Origin of the sequence: Pantoea graminicola, assembly GCF_048452665.1 — a bacterium.
Classification (GTDB): Bacteria; Pseudomonadota; Gammaproteobacteria; order Enterobacterales; family Enterobacteriaceae; genus Pantoea.
In genome coordinates, this window is the sequence record NZ_JBLWSJ010000009.1 from 55,432 (window position 1) to 80,734 (window position 25,303).

General features: G+C 59.7%; 22 protein-coding genes. 13 read left to right on the forward strand and 9 right to left on the reverse strand.

Annotation, left to right across the window (positions count from 1 at the left end; genetic code table 11):
- The first annotated feature begins 164 nt into the window (after positions 1-164).
- On the forward strand, positions 165-1,784 hold the full coding sequence (gene pckA, locus ACNY69_RS18390; RefSeq protein ID WP_111140873.1) for a phosphoenolpyruvate carboxykinase (ATP): 1,620 nt from the start codon (positions 165-167) through the stop codon (positions 1,782-1,784).
- Between the two features lie 39 nt (positions 1,785-1,823).
- Here the strand turns inward: pckA and envZ are convergent, their stop codons facing one another.
- Together envZ and ompR are read right to left on the reverse strand one after the other, a co-directional pair.
- Positions 1,824-3,191 (reverse strand): two-component system sensor histidine kinase EnvZ, encoded by a 1,368-nt coding sequence (gene envZ / locus ACNY69_RS18395; protein WP_111140872.1) that lies wholly within the window; start codon positions 3,189-3,191, stop codon positions 1,824-1,826.
- The gene (ompR, locus tag ACNY69_RS18400; protein ID WP_003853014.1) at positions 3,188-3,907 is read right to left on the reverse strand and encodes an osmolarity response regulator transcription factor OmpR; all 720 of its coding nucleotides are present in this window, start codon (positions 3,905-3,907) and stop codon (positions 3,188-3,190) included. The genes envZ and ompR overlap by 4 nt, the downstream gene beginning before the upstream one ends.
- 537 nt (positions 3,908-4,444) lie before the next feature.
- Here ompR and yjbE point away from each other — a divergent pair.
- The 4 genes from yjbE to ACNY69_RS18420 all read left to right on the forward strand — a co-directional run bounded on the left by yjbE (position 4,445) and on the right by ACNY69_RS18420 (position 9,593).
- On the forward strand, positions 4,445-4,693 hold the full coding sequence (yjbE, locus tag ACNY69_RS18405; protein WP_111140871.1) for an exopolysaccharide production protein YjbE: 249 nt from the start codon (positions 4,445-4,447) through the stop codon (positions 4,691-4,693).
- A gap of 182 nt (positions 4,694-4,875) precedes the next feature.
- Positions 4,876-5,349: a transcription elongation factor GreB gene (gene greB / locus ACNY69_RS18410; protein ID WP_111140870.1), complete on the forward strand. Its 474-nt coding sequence runs from the start codon at positions 4,876-4,878 to the stop codon at positions 5,347-5,349.
- Between the two features lie 103 nt (positions 5,350-5,452).
- A complete protein-coding gene (locus tag ACNY69_RS18415) occupies positions 5,453-7,780 on the forward strand; it encodes a Tex family protein (RefSeq protein ID WP_418799460.1) in 2,328 nt (775 codons plus the stop codon).
- A 127-nt stretch (positions 7,781-7,907) separates the two neighbouring features.
- A complete protein-coding gene (locus ACNY69_RS18420) occupies positions 7,908-9,593 on the forward strand; it encodes an alpha-amylase family glycosyl hydrolase (RefSeq protein ID WP_111140868.1) in 1,686 nt (561 codons plus the stop codon).
- Here the strand turns inward: ACNY69_RS18420 and ACNY69_RS18425 are convergent, their stop codons facing one another.
- Entirely contained in the window at positions 9,594-9,863 is a 270-nt protein-coding gene (locus ACNY69_RS18425) for a YdgH/BhsA/McbA-like domain containing protein (protein ID WP_111140867.1), read from the reverse strand.
- A gap of 170 nt (positions 9,864-10,033) precedes the next feature.
- A complete protein-coding gene (bioH, locus tag ACNY69_RS18430) occupies positions 10,034-10,810 on the reverse strand; it encodes a pimeloyl-ACP methyl ester esterase BioH (protein WP_111140866.1) in 777 nt (258 codons plus the stop codon).
- A 34-nt stretch (positions 10,811-10,844) separates the two neighbouring features.
- On the opposite strand from bioH, the gene gntX reads away from it, so the two are divergent.
- Positions 10,845-11,525 carry a DNA utilization protein GntX gene (gene gntX / locus ACNY69_RS18435; RefSeq protein ID WP_293773365.1) on the forward strand — a complete coding sequence of 227 codons (681 nt, stop codon included), beginning with the start codon at positions 10,845-10,847 and terminating at the stop codon, positions 11,523-11,525.
- Between the two features lie 58 nt (positions 11,526-11,583).
- On the forward strand, positions 11,584-12,159 hold the full coding sequence (nfuA, locus tag ACNY69_RS18440) for a Fe-S biogenesis protein NfuA (RefSeq protein ID WP_009087718.1): 576 nt from the start codon (positions 11,584-11,586) through the stop codon (positions 12,157-12,159).
- A 36-nt stretch (positions 12,160-12,195) separates the two neighbouring features.
- On the opposite strand, the gene malQ is transcribed toward nfuA, so the two are convergent.
- From malQ to glpE, 5 genes are all read right to left on the reverse strand, one after another.
- Positions 12,196-14,277 carry a 4-alpha-glucanotransferase gene (gene malQ, locus ACNY69_RS18445; protein WP_418799462.1) on the reverse strand — a complete coding sequence of 694 codons (2,082 nt, stop codon included), beginning with the start codon at positions 14,275-14,277 and terminating at the stop codon, positions 12,196-12,198.
- 9 nt (positions 14,278-14,286) lie between these two features.
- Complete coding sequence (gene malP / locus ACNY69_RS18450; RefSeq protein ID WP_418799464.1) at positions 14,287-16,692, reverse strand: maltodextrin phosphorylase; 2,406 nt, start codon at positions 16,690-16,692, stop codon at positions 14,287-14,289.
- A gap of 155 nt (positions 16,693-16,847) precedes the next feature.
- Complete coding sequence (locus tag ACNY69_RS18455) at positions 16,848-17,606, reverse strand: DeoR/GlpR family transcriptional regulator (RefSeq protein ID WP_111140862.1); 759 nt, start codon at positions 17,604-17,606, stop codon at positions 16,848-16,850.
- Positions 17,607-17,637: 31 nt separating this feature from the next.
- Positions 17,638-18,459, reverse strand: a complete 822-nt coding sequence (gene glpG / locus ACNY69_RS18460) for a rhomboid family intramembrane serine protease GlpG (protein ID WP_111140883.1) — start codon at positions 18,457-18,459, stop codon at positions 17,638-17,640.
- A 29-nt stretch (positions 18,460-18,488) separates the two neighbouring features.
- Complete coding sequence (glpE, locus tag ACNY69_RS18465; RefSeq protein WP_199560041.1) at positions 18,489-18,815, reverse strand: thiosulfate sulfurtransferase GlpE; 327 nt, start codon at positions 18,813-18,815, stop codon at positions 18,489-18,491.
- 227 nt (positions 18,816-19,042) lie between these two features.
- On the opposite strand from glpE, the gene glpD reads away from it, so the two are divergent.
- From glpD to mdcE, 6 genes are all read left to right on the forward strand, one after another.
- The gene (glpD, locus tag ACNY69_RS18470) at positions 19,043-20,548 is read left to right on the forward strand and encodes a glycerol-3-phosphate dehydrogenase (RefSeq protein ID WP_111141800.1); all 1,506 of its coding nucleotides are present in this window, start codon (positions 19,043-19,045) and stop codon (positions 20,546-20,548) included.
- A gap of 252 nt (positions 20,549-20,800) precedes the next feature.
- Positions 20,801-22,456 carry a malonate decarboxylase subunit alpha gene (mdcA, locus tag ACNY69_RS18475; protein ID WP_111141798.1) on the forward strand — a complete coding sequence of 552 codons (1,656 nt, stop codon included), beginning with the start codon at positions 20,801-20,803 and terminating at the stop codon, positions 22,454-22,456.
- The gene (locus tag ACNY69_RS18480; RefSeq protein WP_418799468.1) at positions 22,456-23,316 is read left to right on the forward strand and encodes a triphosphoribosyl-dephospho-CoA synthase; all 861 of its coding nucleotides are present in this window, start codon (positions 22,456-22,458) and stop codon (positions 23,314-23,316) included. Before mdcA ends, ACNY69_RS18480 begins: the two co-directional genes overlap by 1 nt.
- Positions 23,317-23,324: 8 nt before the next feature.
- A complete protein-coding gene (mdcC, locus tag ACNY69_RS18485) occupies positions 23,325-23,624 on the forward strand; it encodes a malonate decarboxylase acyl carrier protein (RefSeq protein ID WP_111141794.1) in 300 nt (99 codons plus the stop codon).
- A complete protein-coding gene (locus tag ACNY69_RS18490) occupies positions 23,617-24,450 on the forward strand; it encodes a biotin-independent malonate decarboxylase subunit beta (RefSeq protein ID WP_418799469.1) in 834 nt (277 codons plus the stop codon). The genes mdcC and ACNY69_RS18490 overlap by 8 nt, the downstream gene beginning before the upstream one ends.
- Complete coding sequence (mdcE, locus tag ACNY69_RS18495) at positions 24,450-25,250, forward strand: biotin-independent malonate decarboxylase subunit gamma (protein WP_418799470.1); 801 nt, start codon at positions 24,450-24,452, stop codon at positions 25,248-25,250. Before ACNY69_RS18490 ends, mdcE begins: the two co-directional genes overlap by 1 nt.
- Positions 25,251-25,303 lie beyond the last annotated feature (53 nt).

The following is a 25,303-nucleotide window of genomic DNA, read 5'->3' on the forward strand; positions in this document are numbered from 1 at the left end:
GGAAGCCCGGGGCCGATGCCTGAACAGCCCGGCTCACATTGCAGCGTTCCGCAACGATATGCCGGGGTGCGTCAGTCATCGGTCATATCCGATGCAACAGCTGGCGGCACGATCCCAACCTATCTCTGCTGTGCAGAACAGACACCGATTTAAGGAGCAGTAAAATGCGCGTTAACGGCCTGACCTCGCAAGACCTTGCCGCTTTGGGCATCGTGGATACCACGGAAGTGGTTTACAACCCTGATTACGACACGCTATTTCAGGAAGAGACGCGCCCGGACCTCGAAGGTTTTGCTCGTGGCACCCTGACGCAGAGCGGTGCGATTGCCGTAGATACCGGGATTTTCACCGGGCGATCGCCTAAGGATAAGTACATCGTACGTGATGACACCACGCGCGATACCCTGTGGTGGAACGATCAGGGCACCGGCAAAAACGACAACCAGCCACTGTCGCAGGAGACCTGGAACGCGCTGAAAAGCTGCGTCACCCGTCAGCTCTCCGGCAAACGCCTGTTTGTGGTGGATGCCTTCTGCGGCGCCAATGCCGATTCGCGTCTGAGCGTGCGTTTTATCACCGAAGTGGCCTGGCAGGCGCACTTTGTGAAGAACATGTTCATTCAGCCGGATGATGCCGAACTGGCCGACTTCACGCCCGATTTTGTGGTGATGAACGGCGCCAGATGCACTAACCCTGACTGGCAGGCGCAGGGGCTGCACTCTGAAAACTTCGTCGCCTTTAATCTCACCGAACGCATGCAGCTGATTGGCGGTACGTGGTACGGCGGCGAGATGAAGAAGGGTCTGTTCGCCATCATGAACTATCTGCTGCCGCTGAAGGGCATCGCGTCGATGCACTGTTCAGCCAACGTCGGCAAAGCGGGTGACGTGGCGGTCTTCTTTGGCCTCTCCGGCACCGGCAAAACCACGCTCTCCACCGATCCCGATCGTCAGCTGATTGGCGATGATGAGCACGGCTGGGACGACGATGGCGTGTTTAACTTCGAAGGCGGCTGCTACGCGAAAACCATCAACCTCTCTGAGCAGGCTGAACCGGAAATCTACCGCGCCATTCGCCGCAACGCGCTGCTGGAAAACGTGGTGGTACGCGAAGATGGCAGCATCGATTACGCCGACGGCAGCAAGACGGAAAACACCCGCGTTTCCTATCCAATCAATCACATCGACAATATCGTGCAGCCGGTCTCTAAAGCGGGCCACGCGAAGAAAGTCATTTTCCTGACCGCCGACGCGTTTGGCGTGCTGCCGCCGGTTTCACGTCTGACGCCGGAGCAGACGCAGTATCACTTCCTGTCAGGCTTCACCGCTAAACTGGCCGGCACCGAACGTGGCGTCACGGCGCCTGTCCCGACCTTCTCCGCCTGCTTTGGCGCGGCTTTCCTGACGCTGCATCCGACGCAGTATGCGGAAGTGCTGGTGAAACGAATGGAAGCGTCTGGTGCGCAGGCTTATCTGGTCAATACCGGCTGGAACGGCAGCGGCAAACGCATCTCCCTGAAGAATACCCGCGCCATTATCAATGCGATCCTGGCGGGTGAGCTGGATGATGCGCCGACGGAAACCCTGCCGATCTTCAACCTGCAGATGCCGGTTACGCTGGGTGAACTGGACAGTGATACGCTCGATCCGCGTCGTAGCTGGGAGAGTGAAGAGAAGTGGACCGCCGCCGCCAACGATCTGGCGCAGCGTTTTATTGATAACTTCACGAAGTACACCGATAACGCCGCAGGTGCTGCGCTGGTGAAAGCCGGCCCGCAACGCTAAAAAAAACGGCGCGGCAGTGTGCCTGCTGCGCCGCTTTTATCAGTTTGAGATGCTGTTGCCGCCGTTGTTATGGCTCAGTGCCATACTCTCTACCAGCGGTAGCCAGGCGCGAATACGCAATCCCCCGCGTTCGCTCTCGCCAATCTCCAGCGATCCCTGATGCGCATCGATAATACGCTGCACAATCGCCAGGCCAAGCCCCGTGCCGCTGGTGCTGCGGGCGCTGTCGCCCCGCACAAACGGCTGGAACAGATGCGCCAGCTGATCCGGCTTGATGCCCGGGCCATCATCCTCCACCTGGAACCAGGCGCGATGCAGCTCCCGTCCGCTGCTGACCTTGATCCAGCCATTGCCGTAACGTGCGGCGTTGACCACCAGATTGGCCAGCGCACGCTTAATCGACAGTGGATTGATATCCAGCATCAGCTCTTCCGGCATGACCGCATTTTCGATCTCACGCTCGTAGCCGCTTTCCGCAGCGACCACTTCGCCCAGCACGCTGTTGAGGTCGGCGCGCTCCGTCTGCATCTCCTGACCGGTGCGCAGGTAGTCGATGAACTGCTCAATGATGGCGTTGCACTCTTCGATATCTTTGTTAATCGATTCGGCCAGATAGCCATCCTGCTCGCCCATCATTTCGGTGGCCAGACGAATACGGGTCAGCGGCGTGCGCAGATCGTGACTGACGCCCGCCATTAACAGCGTGCGATCGTCAGCCAGTTGCTTCACCCCGGCGGCCATCTGGTTAAAGGCGCGGGTCACTGACCGCACCTCTGACGCACCATATTCGCGCAGCGGCGGTGGAATAATGCCGCGTCCGACCTGCAGAGCCGCATGTTCCAGATCCACCAGGGGTCGGTTCTGGATGCGGATAAAGAGCCAGGCCCCGCCGATCGCCAGCAGCATAATCGCCAGGGTATAGCGGAACAGCGGTGAGAAGTCGCCCTGATGAATCTCCGTCAGCGGCACCCGCACCCAGATATCGGGCGACAGCCAGGTTTTCAGCCAGACGACCGGGGAGTTCTTGTTGACCTCCACCCGTACATCGGTCGGCCCGCCCAGCTGCTGCCCCATCTGCTCGCTCAGAAATTCGTAGTGCTGCGCCCAACGCAAGCCGTTCTCTTCTGCCGCCGCATTGGTAAACAGCGAAATACCCAGTTCACGGTAGATCTCCCGGCGAAAGGCCGGCGGAACTTCCAGCTGCGTGCCATCTTCCAGCTGCAGCCGGTCGGTCATCAGCATACGGACTTCGTAGGCGAGCACCTTGTTGAACTGCTGCAGGCTGGGAAGGATGGCAAAGTTCAGCACCACCAGATAGGTCGTGACCAGGCTGACGAACAGCAGGGTCACGATCAGCAGCAGCGTGCGGGCGAATGAACTGCGTGGCGAGAAGCGCAGCCGCTTCATGCTTTGCTGCCGTCCGGCACAAAGACGTAGCCCAGGCCCCAGACGGTCTGGATATAACGTGGATGCGCAGGATCTTCTTCCACCATGCGACGCAGGCGGGAGATCTGAACGTCAATCGAACGCTCCATGGCGCTGTATTCACGGCCACGCGCCAGGTTCATCAGCTTATCGCGGGAGAGCGGCTCACGCGGATGGCTGACCAGCGCCTTCAGCACCGCGAACTCACCGCTGGTCAGTGGCATCGGCTCATCTTCACGGAACATTTCGCGGGTGCCAAGGTTCAGCTTGAACTTACCAAAGGCAATGATCGCCTCTTCCTGTGACGGTGCGCCTGGCAGCTCATTGGCCTGACGACGCAGCACGGCACGGATACGCGCCAGCAGCTCACGCGGGTTAAACGGTTTAGGAATGTAGTCATCTGCACCGATTTCCAGCCCGACGATGCGGTCCACCTCTTCACCCTTGGCCGTCACCATAATAATCGGCATCGGGTTGCTCTGACTGCGCAGACGACGACAGATAGAGAGGCCATCTTCGCCCGGCAGCATCAGGTCGAGCACCATCAGATGGAAGGATTCACGGGTTAACAGACGATCCATCTGTTCGGCATTAGCGACACTGCGCACCTGAAAGCCCTGCTCGGTGAGATAGCGTTCCAGCAGTGCACGCAGACGCATATCATCATCGACGACCAGAATTTTGTAGTTCTCTTGCATTTTCAACTCCCAAAGGCGCTATTGCCTGAGCCAACATTGTTAAAAAAAGATGCCTTATAGTGACAGTCATTAATGGTTTATATTCTAGCCAAAATTGTTACAAAGCATATTAAACAGGAGCTTATATTTATTCTGCGCCCCTTTCGGGCCGTTATCGCCCTTTTTACCCGCCGTCCGGGACGGTTACGGCAAATCTGAAAAAAAAGCGAAATTTCTCTGAATGGCTGGCGTCAGAAGCGTACCAGCGTTTATACAGTGAATAAATTCAGCGCGTTAGCAGATAATTTGACTTATAAACAAGCCATCACGGCAACGACCCTCCAGATAATCCACCTTATCTTCATTCTGACAGCATAATATTCCGGTCAAACCTGTTAAAGCACCACGCCTCTCTCGGATTAATTTGAGCCGGGCTTTCAGCAAGACCAGCAGAAATTAAAGTCCATTAAATCAATCAGTAAAGCCAACTTTTCGCCCCCCGAATTTTGAACCAGACTGCTCAGGCACCATTCGATGTCTCAACGGGGATTACACACAATGAAAAAAACAATTTTACTGCTCAGCGCGCTGGCTTTCAGCAGCATCAGCCCGGTCTATGCTGCAACAGCAACCGGTGAAGCGGCCGGTGCGGCTGCCACCACTACCGCAAAAGGTAACTCCGACGCCATCGGCGTGGGTGCTGTCGCTGCCCTGCTGGGCGTAGCGCTGGCCACCATGGGCGGCGGCGGTGGTGACGGTCACGGTACCGGCACCTCAACCACCACGGCGACCCACGCCGGAAAATAAGTTCGGACCGGCGAGTCCGGCTTCAGAACATCGGTTTAATTTTGATAGCAAGCTCCAACCCTTTCGCCGCCGGGGAAGTCAACGTGGGTTTTTAGCCTTTAAAAACCCTTTCCCCGACTCTTTTTTGCCGCCGCCTGTTTGCCTTACACTGAGCCTCTTTCGATCTCTCTGGCCGGTATAGCATGAAAACCCGACTGATTACCCGCGAAGGCTTTGACAAACTCAAAGCGGAACTCGACTATCTGTGGCGTGAAGAGCGTCCGGAAGTGACCAAAAAAGTGACCTGGGCTGCCAGCCTGGGCGACCGCAGTGAAAATGCGGACTACCAGTACAATAAAAAGCGGCTGCGTGAAATCGACAGGCGCGTCCGCTATCTGACCAAAAGTCTTGAGCAGCTGCGTATCGTTGACTACTCACCGCAGCAGGATGGCAGAGTCTTCTTCGGGGCCTGGGTAGAAATAGAAAACGATGAGGGCGACATCAAACGCTTCCGCATCGTGGGCTACGATGAGATTTTTGGCCGCAAAGATTACATCTCCATCGACTCGCCAATGGCGCGGGCGCTGCTGAAAAAAGAGGTCGGCGATGCCGCAACGGTGGAGACGCCGGTGGGCCCGGCGCGGTGGTATGTCAACGCCATTGATTACCCGCAATAACCATTCAGATTATCGCTGAAAGCCGCCCGCGTCTCTGGCATTTTTAACCATCAATCCGTATAACTGTCGGCTATTTCTCAACCCGGAAAGCAAGACAGTCCTGATGATGAAAGTTCTGAGCCAGATAATTGCCAGTGAGCTTCAGGCGCGTCCCGAACAAGTTGACGCCGCCGTTCGCCTGCTGGATGAAGGGAACACCGTGCCGTTTATCGCACGCTATCGTAAAGAGGTGACGGGCGGACTGGATGATACCCAGCTTCGCCAGCTTGAGACCCGCCTCAGCTATCTGCGCGAACTCGAAGAGCGGCGTCAGTCGATTCTGAAATCGATCGGGGATCAGGGTAAACTGACTGACGACCTCGCCCGCGCCATCAACACCACCCTCAGTAAAACCGAGCTTGAAGATCTCTACCTGCCCTATAAACAGAAACGCCGCACGCGTGGACAGATCGCGATCGAAGCCGGTCTGGAACCGCTGGCAGAGGCGCTCTGGCAGGATCCATCCCATCTCCCTGAGCAGCTGGCAGAGCAGTATGTCGATGCCGACAAAGGCGTTGCCGACGTTCGGGCCGCGCTGGATGGTGCCCGCTACATCCTGATGGAGCGTTTCGCTGAAGATGCCGCGCTGCTGGCGAAGGTGCGTAACTACCTGTGGAAAAATGCCCACCTGGTGTCGCGCGTGGTCGAAGGCCAGCAAGAAGCGGGCGCGAAGTTCCGCGACTACTTCGATCACCACGAAGCCCTGAGTAGCGTGCCGTCGCACCGGGCGCTGGCGATGCTGCGTGGCCGCAACGAAGGCGTGCTGCAACTGTCGCTGAATGCCGATCCACAGTTCGATGAAGCCCCGCGCGAAAGCTACGGCGAAACCCTGATCGCCGAACACCTGAACCTGCGCCTGAACAACGCACCGGCCGACAGCTGGCGCAAGGCGGTCGTAAGCTGGACGTGGCGCATCAAGGTGATGCTGCATCTGGAAACCGAGCTGATGGGCACGGTGCGCGAACGCGCTGAAGATGAAGCGATCAACGTCTTTGCCCGCAACCTGCACGACCTGCTGATGGCGGCCCCTGCCGGGATGCGCGCCACCATGGGGCTGGACCCCGGCCTGCGCACCGGCGTGAAAGTCGCGGTGGTGGATGCGACCGGCAAGCTGGTGGCGACCGATACCGTCTATCCGCACACCGGCCAGGCCGCCAAAGCCGCCGCCGCTGTCGCCGCGCTCTGCATGAAGCATCAGGTCGAGCTGGTGGCGATCGGCAACGGCACGGCGTCACGCGAAACGGAACGCTTCTTCCTGGAGCTGCAGCAGCAGTTCCCGCAGGTCACGGCGCAGAAGGTGATTGTCAGTGAAGCCGGGGCCTCGGTCTACTCCGCCTCAGAGCTGGCGGCGCTGGAGTTCCCGGATCTTGATGTGTCGCTGCGCGGCGCGGTGTCGATTGCCCGACGCCTGCAGGATCCGCTGGCTGAGCTGGTCAAAATCGACCCGAAATCGATTGGGGTCGGCCAGTATCAGCATGACGTCAGCCAGAGTCAGCTGGCGAAGAAACTCGATGCGGTGGTGGAGGATTGCGTGAACGCCGTCGGCGTGGATCTCAACACCGCCTCGGTCCCCTTACTGACCCGCGTGGCGGGCCTGACGCGCATGATGGCGCAGAATATCGTCAGCTGGCGTGATGAGAATGGCCGCTTTCAGAACCGTCAGCAGTTACTGAAAGTGAGCCGCCTTGGGCCAAAAGCCTTTGAGCAGTGTGCGGGCTTCCTGCGCATCAATCATGGCGATAACCCGCTGGATGCCTCAACCGTTCACCCGGAAGCCTATCCGGTGGTCGAGCGCATCCTGGCCGCGACTGAGCAGGCGCTGAGTGACCTGATGGGTAACGCGGGTAGCCTGCGTAACCTCAGCCCCCGCGACTTCATCGATGAGCGATTTGGTCTGCCGACCGTAACCGACATCATGAAAGAGCTGGAGAAGCCGGGCCGCGATCCGCGTCCTGAGTTTAAAACCGCGCAGTTCGCGGAGGGCGTGGAAACGCTAAACGACCTGACCCCAGGCCTGATTCTGGAAGGTGCCGTCACCAACGTGACCAACTTCGGCGCCTTTGTGGATATCGGTGTGCATCAGGATGGGCTGGTCCACATCTCCTCGCTCTCTGACCGCTTCGTCGACGATCCTCATCAGGTGGTGAAAGCGGGCGATATCGTCAAAGTGAAAGTGATGGAGGTCGATCTCCAGCGCAAGCGTATCGCCCTGACCATGCGTCTTGATGAGCAGCCGGGTGAAGGCAATGCACGCGGTGGAGCGCGGAGCGGAGCGCCGCGCGATGAGAAGCGTCAGGCCAGCCCGAAAGGTCGTCCGCGTCCGGCCACCGCCGCCGCCGGTAACAGTGCGATGGGCGATGCACTGGCCGCCGCGTTCGGTAAAAAACGCTAAGCTTTTCAGGGGCCATCTTCTGGCCCCTTTTTCACACCGCGCCGTCCGGTTGAAAATCCCCGCCATAACGCTACGCTAAAAAGACGCCTGTCATAAAAACAATACCTGCTGCGGCACCCAATTCACGATGGAAAAAATCACCGATCTGATCGATAAGATTTATGCTGGCACATTTCCGGAGGCGATCCTGGCGCGCCTGCTGGCTGACATCGCCGCCGCCCGTGACACGATCAAGCTGCCGCGTAAGGCACACTGGGATGAGCAGGATGTGGTGCTGATCACCTACGCCGATCAGTTCCGCGAGGCCGATAAACCAACGCTCAGCACCTTTTCCCGCTTCTATCAGCAGCATCTGCAATCTATTTTTCCGCTGGTTCACCTGCTGCCGTTCTACCCCTGGTCCTCCGATGATGGCTTTTCGGTCATGGATTACCATCAGGTCAATCCGCAGTACGGTGACTGGCAGGACATCGCACGTCTGCATCAGGAAACGCGGCTGATGTTTGACTTCGTCTGCAACCATATGTCGGCCGGCAGCGCCTGGTTCAGCCACTTTCTGGCGCAGGATCCCGGCTGGGACGACTTCTTTATCAGCATGCCGCCCGCTACCGATCTCAGTGCCGTGACACGTCCGCGCACCTCGCCGCTGCTGACCCCGTTTACCCTGGCAGATGGCGAGACCCGCTTTATCTGGACCACCTTCAGCGCCGACCAGATCGACCTGAACTTCGCCAGCCCTGAGGTACTGCGGCGCATGGTCAACGTCCTGCTCGACTATCTGATCCGTGGCGCCGACTATGTGCGGCTGGATGCGGTGGGCTATATGTGGAAAACGCCCGGTACACGCTGTATCCATCTGGAAAAGACCCATCAGCTGGTAAAGCTGTTTCGCGCGATAGCCGATCAGGTCGCGCCGGGCACGGTGATTATCACTGAAACCAACGTGCCGCATCAGGACAACATCAGCTATCTCGGCAACGGGCACGATGAAGCGCAGATGGTCTATCAGTTTTCGCTGCCGCCGCTGGTGCTGCACGCTCTCCACACCGGTTCGGCGCGCGCGCTGCGGCAGTGGGCCAGCACGCTGGATCTCAGCAACCGCGACACCACCTTCTTCAACTTTCTGGCGTCACACGATGGCATTGGACTGAACCCGGCGCGCGGCATCCTCCCTGAAGTGGAGATTGTGGCGCTGGTGCGCGATCTGGCGCTGGAAGGCGCCCTGGTCTCCTACAAAAATAACCCCGACGGCACCACCAGCCCCTATGAAATCAACGTCACCTTTCTGGATGCGTTGAATCGTGAAAGCGACGACGACGCCACGCGGCTGAAACGCTTTTTGCTGGCGCATGCGATTCTGCTGGCTTTTCCCGGTGTGCCGGCCATCTATATCCAGAGCATTCTGGGCGGCCGGAATGATTATGCCGGGGTGCGGGCTGCCGGGCACAACCGGGCGATCAATCGTCAGAAGTATGAACTGCAGCAGATAGAGTCGGCGCTGGCGGGCGGGGAGTGGCTGCGTCAGCAGATCTCTATCCGGCTCGGACAGCTGATCCAGTTGCGTCGGCGACAGCCGGCTTTTCATCCGGATAATGCGATGACGCTCTATGAGAGCGAAAACGCTGTGCTGGTGCTGCGCCGTCATCAGCCGGAAAGCGGTGAGGGTTTACTCTGCGTGTTTAATCTCAGTGGACGAACGGTGGAGACGCGGTTGCCAATGGCGCATACGCTGCAGGATGTGGTGAGCGGCGAGAAAGTTGATGGCACCCAGCCGGTTAAGCTGGATGCCTGGCAGTTCATGTGGCTGCGATAATTACTTGTAAACTTCAGCGGTGGCGCTGAACTTACCGTGTTCGCGACCGGCGATCACGCGGTAATATTTGCCGCCTTTTTCGTCAGCAAGTTTAGACAGCACTTTTTTGGCATCCATTGGCGACGTGGTTTCCGCCGTGGTGTTCACGGTACCAATCTTCTCCAGTTTCATTGTCTTAACTTCTTCGTTAGTGACTTCCTTTGCTGCCATTGCAGAAAATGAAATCGCGCCCATCATCATTGAAGCCACAACCCATTTTAAAACCTTCATTATGTTTACCCTCATTCATGATCCATTGTGAGATGTAAGCAGCCGCTAAACGCGTAAGGCAGTATGGAACGGCATAGTCATTTCCGTGACTAATCACATAAAATTGCAGCGGCCTTGCTCACAAAGAGAAGTATTGCTGCTGCCAGCGATTTTGCCACCACAAAGCCTGATTATCCCGGCAAATTATTGATAAAACTAACAATATGCTGACAAAATACCCCGGTGTGCGAAATAAAAGGCGCATGTGCTGCTTTTTCAATAACCACCGAAGGCGATGCCGGTAACGTCTCATCCAGTTCTGCAGCAATGCGGCGCGGTACCAGTCCGTCCAGTGCGCCATAGAGCCGCAGAAACGGCAGCGTGATTTGCGGCAGCGCGTCGCGCAGATCGACCTCGCGCAGAATCTCCAGCCCGGCATCCAGCACCGCCACCTCCGGCATCGGCTGCGACAGCACCACGTCTTTCAGCTGCCGCGCATCGGCGCGCGCCGTTTCGGTGCCCAGCGTCTGCAGCGCCAGGAAACGCTCAACCGTGCGCTGGAAATCGTTGCTGAGCATCTGCTGAAAGTTCTGCAGCGTCTCCGGTTTAATGCCGGGCCAGCCCTCTGTGGCGGTAAAACAGGGCGAGGAGGCGACGGTGATCAGAGCCGCCAGCCGGTCAGGGGCGGTCAGCGCCAGCTCCGTGGCCACCAGCCCGCCCAGCGACCAGCCCATCACGATCGCCTGCGGCGGCAGCGACGGCAGCAGCTGCGCGGCCATCTGTTTCAGCGTTAATGCGCCCGCGTTCTGACTGCGGCCATAACCCGGCAGATCGACCAGATGCAGGCGACAGTGCGGCCTGAGTCGCGGAATAATGGTTTGCCAGACTTCAGCATTCAGTCCCCATCCGTGCAGCAGCACAAGATCGCGTTTTCCTTCCCCGCAGGTGTGCCAGTAAAGCGACGTCATCAGTTACTATCCCGAAAATGAAAAGGAGGTCGCTATGCTAGCAATGCCCGCCCTGTGTTGGCTATGCCGGATGCCACTGCGGATCGCCGGGCATGGCCTCTGCAGCCTCTGCCTGCGCGAACTACCGCCGCTTCCCCTGCTCTGTCCGCGCTGTGGCTTACCGGCAGGCTCCGCCACGCTCATCTGTGGTCGCTGCCAGCAAAAACCGCCCGCCTGGCAGGCGCTCATCTGCGTGAATGACTACCGTCCCCCCTTCAGCCAGTGGGTTAATCAGCTGAAGTTTTCGCACATAACCGCACTCAGGGTGATGCTGGCCCGGCTGCTTTTGCTAAGCTGGCAGACGGTGTACCGGCGCGGCGGCGTGCCGCGTCCCGACCTGCTGCTGCCGGTGCCGCTGCATCATCGCCGACGCTGGCAGCGCGGCTATAACCAGACGGGTTTGCTGGCCGCACCGCTGGCGCACTGGCTGGGGTGTGAATGGCGCGAAGGCGTTTCCCGCCCACATCGGGGCGCAGTGCAGCATCAGCTCAGCGCCCGCCAGCGCCGCACCAACTTACGCGGGGCATTCCGCCTTGAAATGGCGGTTCAGGGCCGCCATATCGCCCTGCTGGATGACGTGATTACCACCGGCAGCACCGTAGAGGAAATCAGCCGCCTGTTACTGACGCAGGGCGCGGCCAGCGTGCAGGTCTGGTGCCTGTGTCGTACCTTGTAGAGCGTCTGTGATGGGCGTATTATAACCAACTAAATTAGTCAACTATTGAGCAATCGACATGATCCGAATTACTGACTCTGCCCAGGAACATTTTTCTAAACTGCTATCCAAACAAGAAGATGGCACCCAGATTCGCGTATTCGTGATTAACCCGGGTACGCCAACGGCTGAATGTGGCGTCTCATACTGTCCGCCCGATGCCGTTGAAGCCACCGACACCGAACTGAAGTTTGAAAAGCTGTCAGCCTACGTTGATGAACTGAGCAAACCCTATCTGGAAGATGCTGAGATCGACTTCGTGACCGATAACCTCGGTTCACAGCTGACGCTGAAAGCGCCGAACGCCAAAATGCGTAAAGTCTCCGATGATGCGCCGATGGTAGAACGCGTTGAGTATCTGCTGCAGGCGCAGATTAACCCGCAGCTGGCCGGCCACGGCGGTCGCGTGTCGCTGATGGAGATCACCGACGACGGTTACGCCATCCTGCAGTTTGGCGGCGGCTGTAACGGCTGTTCGATGATCGACGTGACGCTGAAAGATGGTATCGAAAAAGAGCTGCTGGCCGCCTTCCCGGAACTGAAAGGCGTGCGGGACATCACCGAGCACCAGCGCGGCGAACACTCCTTCTACTGATGAACAGCGCGCGGCAGCCTGACTGCCGCGCTTTTTTTACCCCTCTTTCTCGCCTGACTGACGCTGCTGGCTCACCACCTTCAGTAGCGCATTCACCTCCTTGTCCGCAAACATCTCCTCCAGCGTTTTGCTCAGCTTGCGTCGCCAGTTAGGGTACTCATCCACCGTGCCCGGCACGTTGACCGGCGTGGTCATGCCGAGCCAGTCTTCCGGCTGCAGACCCAGAAGCGCACTGTCCGTATCTGCCAGGAAGCGATGTATCGCCCGGTTCAGCGCAGGCGTCATCGCGAGCTTTTCCGCCTTTTTCTGGCTGCGGGCCGGTAAGGCACCCGCCTGATGCAGCGCATCCAGCAGCGCCTGTTTCTGTGTGGCGCGCTGCTCATGCAGCGCCTTCACCGCATCACCCGGATAGAGGCCCAGCTTCTCGCCCAGCGTCAGGTCGCCCTGCTCCCAGAAGCCGGTCAGCGTCGGCAGGTCGTGCGTGCTGGCGCTGGCGATCGACTGGCGCGGATAGTCCTGTGGTGCGCGATAACGCTCATCTTTCTCCTGCTCAAACCAGAGCACCTTCCATGAAAAGACGCCGCTCTTGCGCAGCAGGCTGACGATCTCCTGCGGCACGGTGCCCAGGTCTTCGCCAATGACCATGCAGCGCAGCCGGTGACTCTCCAGCGCCAGGATGCTCAGCAGGTCGTTCACCGGGTAGGCCACATAGGCCCCTTTATCGGCGGTTTCTCCGGCGGGCACCCACCAGAGACGCAGCAGGGACATCACATGGTCGATGCGCAGCGCACCGCAGTCGCGCATGTTGGCGCGCAGCATATCGATAAACGGCTGATAACCACGCGCCTGCATCACATGCGGATCCATCGGCGGCAGCCCCCAGTTCTGCCCCAGCGGGCCGAGGCGATCCGGCGGCGCGCCGACGGAGGCCTGCAGGCGATAGAGCTCAGGGTCGTGCCAGGTTTCCGCGCTGCCTTCCGCCACGCCCACGGCCAGATCCCGGTAGAGGCCGACGCTCATTCCCAGCGCCTGACTGTGCGCCCAGCAGCCAGAGAACTGCTGCTGCGCCAGCCATTGCAGCCATTGCCAGAACGCAATCTCCTCTTCATGCTCTTCACACCACTGCTGCACCTCCGGCGACTGGCTGTTGCGCCACGCTTCCGGCCATGCGGGCCAGCCGCCCTGCTGGCTCTTGTCGGCCTGTCGCGCCAGCTGGATGCCGTCATAGGCCGCCTGATAGCGCAGGCTGTCGCCGCCCTCACGGACAAACGCAGCCCAGGACTGCTGCTCCTCGCTCTGGCTGTCCCGCCCCCGGAAGTGTGTCCAGGCGTGGCGCAGCGCCGCGAGCTTCAGCGCCATGACCGCCTCATAATCGACGTGCTCCGCCTCACGCGCCCGGGTCAGCGCCTTTTGCGTTCTGGCGCTTTTCCACCACTTCTGCGCCGCGGCACTTTCCCGGAAATCGCTTACCTGATCGACGTCGATATAGATGACGTTCAGCCAGCGGCGCGACGACGGGCTGTAGGGGCTGGCGAAACCGGGGCTGGCGGGATAGAGCGCATGCAGCGGATTAAGCCCGACGAAGTCGCCGCCGCGTGCAGCCAGCTGCACCAGCAGCCGATCGAGATCGCCGAAGTCGCCGATCCCCCAGTTCTGCTCTGAGCGTACGGTATAGAGCTGCACCAGCGCGCCCCAGCGTTTTTCGCCCGCCTCCAGCGCCGGCGGCAGATAGCAGCGGCGTGGCGCAACGACAATCCGCGTCTGCCAGCTTTTCTTCCCTTTGGTGAGCGTCAGCTGATGATACCCCTGCGTCAGCGGGCCAGGCAGCGTAAAAGGCTCACCTGCGGTCAGTTCGCCGCTGTGCTGTTTGCCCTTTTCCGTCTGCAACTGCCAGTGATAGACGCCGCTGCCCTCTGGCGTCAGCTGGCGTTTGCCGCTGCCGCTGAAGACCGCAACCGGGGGCAGCGGCGATTTTTTTGCCTTCTGCGGCTGGCTCATTATCGCCAGCAGCGCGCGCTTAGTCTCATCGCTGATTCCTGCTTTTTTGCCGTTTACGTCGATGTAATTCAGTGAGATACCCGCGGCACGGGCGGACTGATCGAGTGAATCTTGTTTCATTGCTGCTCCTTAGCGCGGTGCCTGCCAGATACGTTGCTGATAATCACGAATGGATCGGTCCGAACTGAACATGCCGGTTCGGGCCGTGTTGAGAATTGCGGCGCGGGTCCAGCCTTCCGGGTCGCGCCACAGCGCTTCGACCCGCTGCTGCGCCTCGATATAGGCCTGGAAATCGGCCAGCACCAGCCAGGGATCGCCCTGCTTAGTCAGGCTCGCCAGCATCAGGTCAAACGCCTGTTTGTCGCCGTCGCTGAATTTGCCTTTTTCCAGCGCCTTCAGCAGGTCATCCAGCGCCGGGTTCTGCTTACGCACCTTTTTCGGGTTGTAGCCTTTCGCCCGGAGCGCCTTAACCTCCTCCACGGTGTGCCCGAAGATAAAGATGTTCTCCTCTCCTACCTGTTCAGCAATCTCGACGTTCGCGCCATCCAGCGTGCCGATGGTCAGTGCGCCGTTCAGCGCCAGCTTCATGTTGCCGGTGCCGGAGGCTTCATAACCGGCGGTGGAGATCTGCTCTGAAAGGTCGGCCGCCGGGATCATCTGTTCGGCCACCGTGATGCGGTAGTCAGGGATAAAGACCACTTTGAGTCGATCGCCAACGCGCGGGTCGTTGTTAACCACCTCCGCCACCCGGTTAATGGCGTAGATAATGTTTTTCGCCAGGTAGTAGCCTGGTGCGGCTTTGGCCCCAAACAGGAACACCCTTGGCGTGAGGGTCTGATCGTCGGGCTGCTTAATGAGTTTCTGATAGCAGTAGAGGATGTGCAGCAGGCTGAGGTGCTGCCGCTTATACTCGTGCAGGCGTTTGATCTGCACATCGAACAGCGCCGCCGGATTGACGACAATGCCTGTGTGCCGGGCGATGTAGCGGGTAAGCTGCGCTTTGTTCTGCTGCTTGATGCTGCGATAGCGCTGACGGAACGCCGGATCGTCGGCATAGCTCTCCAGGCCGATCAGCGCCTCCAGGTTGTTGGCCCACTCAGTTTTCAGCGTCTCATCGATCAGCCCGGCCAGCGCCGGATTACACTGCTTCAGCCAGCGGCGCGGTGTGATGCCGTTGGTGACGTTGTGGAACTTCTGCGGCCAGAGCTGGTGATACTCGGGAAAGAGATCGCTGACTACCAGCCGCGAGTGCAGCGCCGCCACGCCGTTGACCGCAAACCCGCTGACCACGCAGAGATTGGCCATCCGCACCTGCCCCTCCGCGACAACCGCCAGCTTGTGCCACATCGCCTTATCGTCCGGCCAGTGCTGCTTCACCTGCTTTTTCAGCCGCCGGTTGATCTCTTTGATAATCACCATATGGCGCGGCAGCAGCGTGCGCATCAGCTTCTCATCCCAGCGTTCCAGCGCCTCCGGCATCAGCGTGTGGTTGGTGTAAGCAAAGACCCGGCTGCTGATCTGCCAGGCCTCATCCCAGCTCAGCTGATGCTCATCCAGCAGCAGGCGCAGCATCTCCGGGATGGCAATGGTGGGATGGGTGTCGTTGAGCTGGATCACCTCAAAATCGGGCAGGCTGTGAATGCTGCGCCCTGCCAGATGGTGACGCCGCAGGATATCGGCTACCGCGCAGGCGCACTGAAAATATTGCTGCATCAGGCGCAGCCGCTTGCCCGCCTGATGATTGTCGTTGGGATAGAGCACTTTGGTCAGCTTCGCCGCCTCAATGCCGGGCTGCTCGGCCTGCAGAAAGTGGCCATCATTAAATACTGTGAGATCAAACGGCTGCGCGCTGACGGCCTGCCAGAGGCGCAGCGGCAGCGTCACGCCGTTGCGGTAGCCAGTGACCGGCAGATCCCAGGCCTCACCGCGCAGCCTGAAGTCGGGATACCAGCGAACGGTGCCATCCTCCTGCTTTTCGACCCGTCCCCCCATCGCCACCTCGACATCCAGCGCCGCATTGTGGCGAAACCAGGGGTAGTGCTCGCGCTGCCAGTCATCGGGCGCCTCCTTCTGGTGGCCCTCCTCAAAAGACTGGCGGAACAGACCGTACTGGTAGTTAAGGCCGTGACCGGTCGCTGGCTGGCCCACCGTGGCCATCGAATCGAGATAGCAGGCAGCCAGCCGCCCCAGTCCGCCGTTGCCCAGCGCCGGGTCGACCTCCTGCTCCAGCAGCTCCGATAAGTCGAGCTGCTGCTCAGCCAGCGCGGCGCTGACCTCGTTATACCAGCCGAGGTTCAGCAGATTGTTGCCGGTCAGACGGCCAATCAGGAACTCCATCGACAGATAATTGACGTGCCGCTGCCCCTCAGACAGGCGCGGGGCCGGTTGCGCGGCCAGCAGCTCCGCCAGCGCCGCGCTGACTGCCTGCCACGCCTGATGCGGTGTCATCTCCCGGGCTGAACGCAGATTTAACTGTTGCCACTGGCGGGTCAGCGCGGCAGTGAAACGGGCTTTACTGAATTTTTGCTGCGGCATATCACTCCCTTCTGTTAAGCATGAGGTGAAGCAAAAAGAGAACGCGCACAGGCTGACAATCGTCTGCCAGCAACCGATTAAGTAAAGACGCGAGTGAGGAAAAAAGCGACAGCAATCAAAGAAAAACGCCAGCCGGGCGGCTGGCGTGGCAGGAATCAGCAGAGTTCGAGATGGACCTCATGCTGCTCAATCACTTTCATGACGCTGGCGGGCGGCATTTTATCGGTGTAGAGGTAATCCAGCAGGCTCATATTGCCGAGATTCACCATTGCGTTGCGGCCAAACTTGGAGTGGTCCACCACCAGCATGACGCAGCGTGAATTTTCGATAATGGCGCGCTTGGTGCGCACTTCGTGATAGTCGAACTCCAGCAGGGAGCCATCCATATCGATGCCGCTGATGCCGAGAATGCCGTAATCGAGCCGGAACTGAGAGATGAAGTCGAGCGTCGCTTCCCCCATCACCGCGCCATCGCGGGTCCGCACCTCACCACCCGCGATAATGACCCGGAAGTCGGGTTTGCCCATCAGCAGCATCGCCACGTTAAGGTTGTTGGTGACGACCCGGAGATCGCTGTGGTTCAGCAGCGCATGGGCCACCGCTTCCGGCGTAGTGCCGATGTCGATAAACAGCGTGGCCCCATCCGGGATCTGGCTGGCCACGCGCTCGGCGATGCGCGCCTTTTCCGCTGACCACATCATCTTACGATCGTGCCAGGCGGTATTCTCAGAGCTGGACGGAAGCGCCGCGCCGCCGTGATGACGCTGTATCTTATTCTGATCGGCCAGATCGTTGAGATCGCGACGAATGGTCTGCGGACTGACCTCAAAATGGTCCACCAGCTCCTCAGTACTGACATATCCCTGACGACGGACTAAATCGATAATCGCGTCATGACGTTGCGTCTGCTTCACGTTCCTCTCCTGTTAACCTGCATAATCCCGTCTACCGACGCGTGACGTGACGCGTGTCGACCAGCGCCATCGCCAGCCCGACCAGCAGCCCGGCCACATGGGCCGCGTTGGCGATCGCCAGACCAAAGACGCCGAACCAGCCAATGACCAGCCAGACCAGCGCAAAACCGATCAGCCCCCGTTCAAGATAGACGCCACTGTCGGGATCGCGCTCGCCGCGCAGCCAGCAGTAGCCCATCAGGGCATACACCACGCCCGACAGGCCGCCAAACCAGATGCCGCTGAACTTCGCCTGCAGCCAGCCACTGAGCAGGGCCGAAATCAGCATAATCACGAACAGTTTGCCGCTGCCGAGCCGCTTCTCCACGGCCCCGCCCAGATACCACCACCACATCAGATTAAACAGGATGTGCAGCAGTGAAAAGTGCAGCAGCGCATGGCTGAACCAGCGCCAGACCTGAAAATGCTGGTCGGCATCCGGCCAGGAGAGCCAGGCCATCACGGTCTGATCGCCCATCACCTGCATCAGAATAAATACTGCGATGCAGAGCACCATCACGCTCATCGTCAGCGGCCCCGCACGCTCGCGGATGTTCGCCCAGATGTTGCTGCGCTCATAGCGCAGGCCGCTGTCCGTTTTACCGCTGTGCCAGCTGGCCGCCTGATAGCGCGGGTGGTTGGGATCGTGCAGGAACTGCTGAAGTTCGTTTTCGACCACGGCAATTTTGCTTTCATCATCCAGCATGATGACGTAGTGGTTGTCATGCTCGATCCGCAGCGTGACGCCGCGCGTCGCCATATAGTCCACAAACGCCTGCGCCATGCGCGGCTGGTTAAACTGGGTAATGCGCATCAGTAACGCTCCATGTGCCGGGCCGCCGTCTACTCACTGCCGAGGGCAACCTGCTGAGGAAAAGCAGCGCGCCAGGCATCAAAGCCGCCGTCGATGCTGTACGCTGCGCTGAAGCCCTGGCCCAGCAGATACTGTGCTGCGCTTTTGCTGCTGTTGCCGTGATAGCACATCACCAGCACCGGCAGGCTGTGGTCAGCACCGCTGATAAAGTCGCTGAGGTTGGTGTTGGTCAGATGCAGCGCGCCGGCCGCATGGCCCAGGGCATAACTCTGTGGATCGCGGATATCCACCAGCAGCGCACCCTGCGCCAGACGCGCCTGCGCCTGCTGCACATCAATACATTCGAACGTTTCCATGAGATCTCTCATAACAGCATCACGATAGCGGATAGTGTAACCCGAGAATCCACGCCGATAACCTGACAATCGTTACGGGTATCGGTTTTTTTGGTGGGCAGAATGTTAGCTATATCACGCAAAATTGTTTTTAGCGGGTTAAAAGCTGGCGTAAATGTTGGTTTGTGATTATGATTATGCTCGAAAACGAACATTAGTGAACTATTCCGAACATCGGAGGAGATGACGTGGAAACCAAAGACCTGATCGTGATCGGCGGCGGCATCAACGGTGCCGGCATTGCAGCAGACGCTGCAGGACGCGGACTGTCGGTGTTAATGCTGGAGGCGCGGGATCTGGCTTGCGCGACCTCCTCTGCCAGTTCAAAACTGATTCACGGCGGCTTGCGCTACCTTGAACACTACGAATTCCGTCTGGTCAGCGAAGCGCTGGCTGAACGTGAAGTGCTGCTGAAAATGGCCCCGCATCTGGCGTTCCCGATGCGCTTCCGCCTGCCGCACCGCCCGCATCTGCGTCCGGCGTGGATGATCCGCACCGGCCTGTTTATGTATGACCACCTCGGTAAACGTACCAGCCTGCCGGGCAGCAAGAGCCTGCGCTTTGGCGCGGATTCGGCCCTGAAGCCGGAGATCACGCGCGGATTCGAATATTCAGACTGCTGGGTGGACGACGCCCGCATGGTGGTACTGAATGCGCAGGAAGTGGTGAAGCGCGGCGGCGAAGTGCGTACCCGTACCCGCGTGACCCGCGCCTGGCGTGAAGGCGGCCTGTGGAAGGTGGAAGCGGAAGATGTCGACAGCGGCAAAATCCATACCTGGCAGGCAAAAGGTCTGGTCAATGCGGCTGGCCCGTGGGTCAAACAGCTGTTCGATGATGGCCTGCAGCTGAAATCGCCGTACGGTATCCGCCTGATTAAGGGCAGCCATATCGTGGTGCCGCGCGTGCACACCGAGAAGCAGGCCTATATTCTGCAGAACGAAGACAATCGCATCGTGTTTGTGATCCCGTGGATGGATGAGTTCTCCATCATCGGTACGACCGACGTGGAGTACAAAGGCGATCCGAAAAACGTCCACATCGACGACAACGAAACCGAGTATCTGCTGAAAGTGTTCAACGGACACTTTAAAAAGCAGCTGACCGCCGACGATATCGTCTGGTCTTACTCCGGTGTGCGTCCGCTGTGTGATGACGAATCGGATTCACCGCAGGCGATCACCCGTGATTACACGCTGGATGTGCGCGACGATCATGGTCAGGCACCACTGCTGTCGGTGTTTGGCGGCAAGCTGACGACCTACCGTAAGCTGGCTGAACATGCGATGGAGAAACTGGCGAAGTATTACCCGAATGCGGGCCCGGCCTGGACGAAGAACTGCGTGTTACCCGGCGGGAACATCTCCGGCACCCGTGAAGATTATGCCGCCAGCCTGCGTCGCCGCTATCCGTTCATCAGCGAAAACATGGCGCGTCACTTCTCGCGTACCTACGGCAGCAGTACCGAAACCCTGCTGGCGGGCGCGAAGAGCCTGAACGATCTGGGCGAGAACTTCGGCCATGAGTTCTACGAGGCGGAGTTACGCTACCTGGTGCAGCATGAGTGGGTGCGTGAACTGGATGATGCGATCTGGCGTCGTACCAAACAGGGTATGTGGCTGACCAAAGAGCAGCAGGCCCGTGTCGCCGAATGGCTGGCAGCGAAGGCGAAACCGGTTCTGTCGCTGGCTTCATAAGCAGCCCCCCTTGATCATAAAGCAGGCTCCGGCCTGCTTTTTTTATGCCCGTCCGCCGGGGCCACGTTCAGATCCGGCGCAGACCTGAGCCACATCGTTTACGGCTCAGACGCCGTACTTCGCTCTCCCTCCTCCCCATCATTACCTTAAGCCTAACGTTCCGCCTTTTTGCTTAATTGAACAGGGCAGGCATAAGGCACAGACTTTACACAGCAAAAACGTCAACAGATCGATTCCAATCAGGAGGTTGAAATGAACACAGGCCAAACGCCTGTCCGGGAGTGGAACACACGCCGCAGTGAAAAAGCGCGTCGTATGGCCTCCTTTCCCCTCGATGGCAAAGTCATTCCTGTAGAAAGAGCCACAGAAGCACTGGAACAGTTAATCGCCCCGGGCGATCGGGTGGTACTGGAAGGGAACAACCAGAAACAGGCGGACTTCCTGTCCCGCACGCTGGCACAGGTTAACCCGGCAAAGATCCACGACCTGCATATGATTATGCCCAGCGTCGGCCGCAGCGAGCATCTCGATATTTTTGAAAAAGGCATCGCCCGCAAACTCGACTTCTCCTTTTCCGGTCCGCAGAGCCTGCGCATGTCGCAGCTGCTGGAGGATGGCCAGCTGGAAATCGGCGCTATCCACACCTATATCGAACTTTACTCCCGCCTCTATGTTGATCTCAGCCCGAATGTGGCGCTGATTGCCGGTTACAAAGCTGACCGCAAAGGCAACCTCTATACCGGTCCGGGTACCGAAGATACCCCGGCGCTGGTGGAAGCCGCAGCGTTTCGCGATGGGATCGTTATCGCTCAGGTAAATGAACTGGTCGACGATGAAACTGACCTGCCGCGCGTCGATATTCCCGGCTCGTGGATCGACTACGTTGTGGTCGCCGACAAACCCTTCTTTATCGAGCCGCTGTTTACCCGCGATCCGCGCCTGATTAAACAGGAACATATCCTGATGGCGATGATGGCGATCAAGGGCATCTACGCCGAGCATCAGGTGCAGTCGCTCAACCACGGCATCGGCTTTAACACCGCCGCGATTGAGCTGCTGCTGCCCACCTACGGCGAACAGCTGGGTCTGAAAGGCAAAATCTGTAAGCACTGGGCGCTGAACCCGCATCCGACACTGATCCCGGCAATTGAGAGCGGCTGGGTGGAGAGCGTGCACTGCTTTGGTGGCGAGCTGGGGATGGAAGAGTATATCCGCGCCCGTCCCGACATCTTCTTTACCGGCAGCGACGGTTCGATGCGCTCTAACCGCGCCTTCTGTCAGCTGGCGGGCCAGTACGCGGTCGATATGTTTATCGGCGCGACCCTGCAGGTGGACGGGCTGGCAAACTCCTCGACCGTGACCCGTGGCCGCCTTTCCGGCTTCGGTGGCGCACCGAACATGGGCCATGACCCGCACGGCCGCCGCCACGCCTCCCCCGCCTGGCTGAATATGATCACTGAGCCGGACCCGATGCAGCGCGGTAAGAAACTGGTGGTGCAGATGGTGGAGACCTTCCAGGCCGGGGCCAAACCGACCTTTGTGGAAAAACTTGATGCGGTCGATGTCGCCAAAGCCTCCGGTATGCCGCTGGCACCGGTCATGATCTACGGCGATGACGTCACCCATGTCCTGACCGAAGAGGGTATCGCCTATCTCTACCGGGCGGAGAGCCTGGAAGAGCGTCGCGCCATGGTCGCCGCCGTCGCGGGCATTACCGATATCGGTCTGGGCGTCGATGCCGCCCGGGTTGCCGCGCTGCGTAAAAGCGGCAAAGTGGTCTACCCGGAAGATATGGGCATCCGCCGCTCCGACGCCACCCGCTCCCTGCTGGCGGCTGGCAGCGTGGCCGATCTGGTTGAATGGTCAGGCGGCCTGTACAACCCACCCGCTAAATTCCGGAGCTGGTAATGAAACTCCTGTCACCGACCCAGAGCGAGGCGCAGGCCAGCCTGCTGGCCACGATTGCGCGTGATTGTCTGATCGATGAAGCCCGTCTGAGCCCCAAACCGGGTCTGGTTGACAGTCGGGGAAACGGCGCGCATCAGGATCTGACGCTGGCGCTGATGGAACGTTCTGCTCACAGCCTGGTGCCCGTCTTTCTGGCGCTGGCCCGTCACAGCTGGCTGCGTCCCGCCGATATCGCCCTGCGCGAAACGGTAGGCCGCCTGGGCCGCGACGGCGAACAGCAGATGATGGCGGCGACCGGCGGCGTGAACACCCATCGCGGCGCGATCTGGGCGCTGGGCCTGCTGGTCAGTGCCGCAGCCATGCTGGGTGGCACCGGCCGGGCGGCTCAGCTGACCCGCACCGCGGCCGCGCTGGCCAGCCTGCCGGATAGCGGTGCGCCTAAACAGTTCAGCAAAGGGCTGAAAGCGATCCACCGCTATCGGGTGCCCGGCGCACGCGAAGAGGCACAACAGGCGTTTCCGCACATCATGAAACTGGCGCTGCCGCAGCTGATGGCAAGCCGGGCCATGGGCGCCAGCGAAAGCGCAGCCCGGCTGGATGCGCTGATGGCGATCATGACCTCGCTCAGCGATACCTGCGTGCTGTCGCGGGCCGGTATGACCGGGCTCAACGCGATGCAACAGGGGGCGCGCGCCGTTCTGCTGGCGGGCGGCAGCCACACCGCAGAGGGGGCGGAGGCGCTGGCGCGGCTCGACCGCCGGATGCTGGCTCTCAACGCCTCACCGGGCGGGGCCGCTGACCTGCTGGCCGCGACGCTGTTTATCGATCGGGTCTGTTCGCCTGAACACTCATATTTTTAGAGGCCATTATGGAACACATCACATTATCTCTCCCTGCTAATCGCCTGCTCAGTGGCAGAGCGCTGGCCGGGGTCGTTGGTTCCGGTGATATGGAAGTGCTGTACACCGCAACCAGCGGCCAGACACTGAACATCGCTATCACCACCTCGCTGGATAACAGCGACGCCCGCTGGAAGGCGCTGTTTGACCGCCTGAATCTGATCAGCGGCCTGCCCGCTGGCGAGCTGATTATCCACGATTTCGGTGCGACGCCCGGCGTAGCGCGCATCCGTATTGAACAGGTTTTTGAAGAGGTGAGCCATGCGTAACGATGCCAGCTTTATTGAATTACGGGCCCGTGAACGCGCCCATGCGCTGCTCGATGCGGGCAGCTATCGTGAACTGCTCGATCCCTTTGAAGGCATTATGTCGCCGTGGCTCGCCCCGCAGGGCGTGGTTCCGCAGTCGGATGATGGCATGGTGGTGGCGCGCGGCACGCTGAACGGTCAGTCTGCCGTGGTGATTGCCATCGAAGGTACCTTCCAGGGCGGCAGCATGGGTGAAGTCTCCGGCGCGAAGATGGCGGCGGCGCTGGAGCTGGCGGCGGAAGATAACCGCAACGGTATTCCGACCCAGGCGGTGCTCTGCCTGGAAACCGGCGGCGTGCGCTTACAGGAGGCCAATCTGGGCCTGGCGGCGATTGCCGATATCCATGCGGCGATTGTCGATCTGCGCCGCTATACCCCGGTGATCGGCATCATCAGCGGCACCGTGGGCTGCTTTGGCGGCATGTCTATCGCCGCCGCGCTCTGCAGCTATCTGATTGTGACGCGTGAAGCCCGGCTGGGGCTGAACGGCCCGCAGGTCATCGAGCAGGAAGTGGGGATTGAAGAGTATGACTCACGCGACCGTCCGTTTATCTGGAGCATGACCGGCGGCGAGATCCGCTACGCCAGTGGCCTGGTCGATGCGCTGGTGGATGACGGGATTAATGCCGTGAAAACGGCCATGCAGGGCTTTATCGCCAGAGGCGTCCCGGCGCAGCATCGCAGCGATAACTATGACGATTTTCTGTCACGTCTGACGCAGTTCGACACCCGCCAGCAGGCGGACACCGCGCAGATTAAACAGCTTTTTGCCCGGGAGGAGAAATAATGACGCAGACAAGCAGCCGCGGTGCCACCTGGCTGGAAAAACTGGCACCCCATGCGCAGCGCCTGAGCGGCCTGTGCGCCTCTGTTCAGGTGGCTGACGGCCAGCTCAACGGCGAAAACGTACGCTTTGTCGCCGTAGTGCCCGATGCGCATAACCACTATCCACGCGCCGCACGGGGCGAAGTCGGCCTGCTGGAGGGCTGGACGCTGGCGAAGGTGGTGAATGAAACGTGGGAAGCGGACAAAAACCGCGCCGTGAAGCGCCCGATTGTGGCGGTGATTGACGTACCGAGTCAGGCCTATGGCCGCCGCGAAGAGGCGTTTGGGATCCACCAGGCGCTGGCGGGCGCGGCGGGTGCCTACGCCAATGCGCGCCTGGATGGTCATCCGGTTATCGGCCTGATTGTCGGCAAGGCGATGTCCGGTGCGTTTCTGGCGCACGGTTATCAGGCTAACCGGCTGATTGCGCTTAACGATCAGGGGGTTCTGGTGCACGCTATGGGCAAAGCGTCAGCGGCCCGTATTACGCTGCGATCCGTGGAGGCGCTGGAAAAACTGGCCGCCACCATTCCGCCGATGGCGTATGACGTCGATAACTTCGCCACTCTCGGCCTGCTCGCCGATCTGCTGAACGTGGCCGATCCCGATGCGCCGTCCGATGCGGATGTCGCGATGGTGGAAATCGCCCTGCAGAAGGCTATCAGTGATGCCCGTCAGGATCCGAGCCTGAAGAACCGCCTGGGGGCAGCCAACCGTCACAGCTCTTCCCTGGTTCGCGAGCGCATGCGCGCGACCTGGTAAAAACATAAAAATAAACCTGCCGAAAACGGTCTGACGGGGCGCATTAAGGCGTG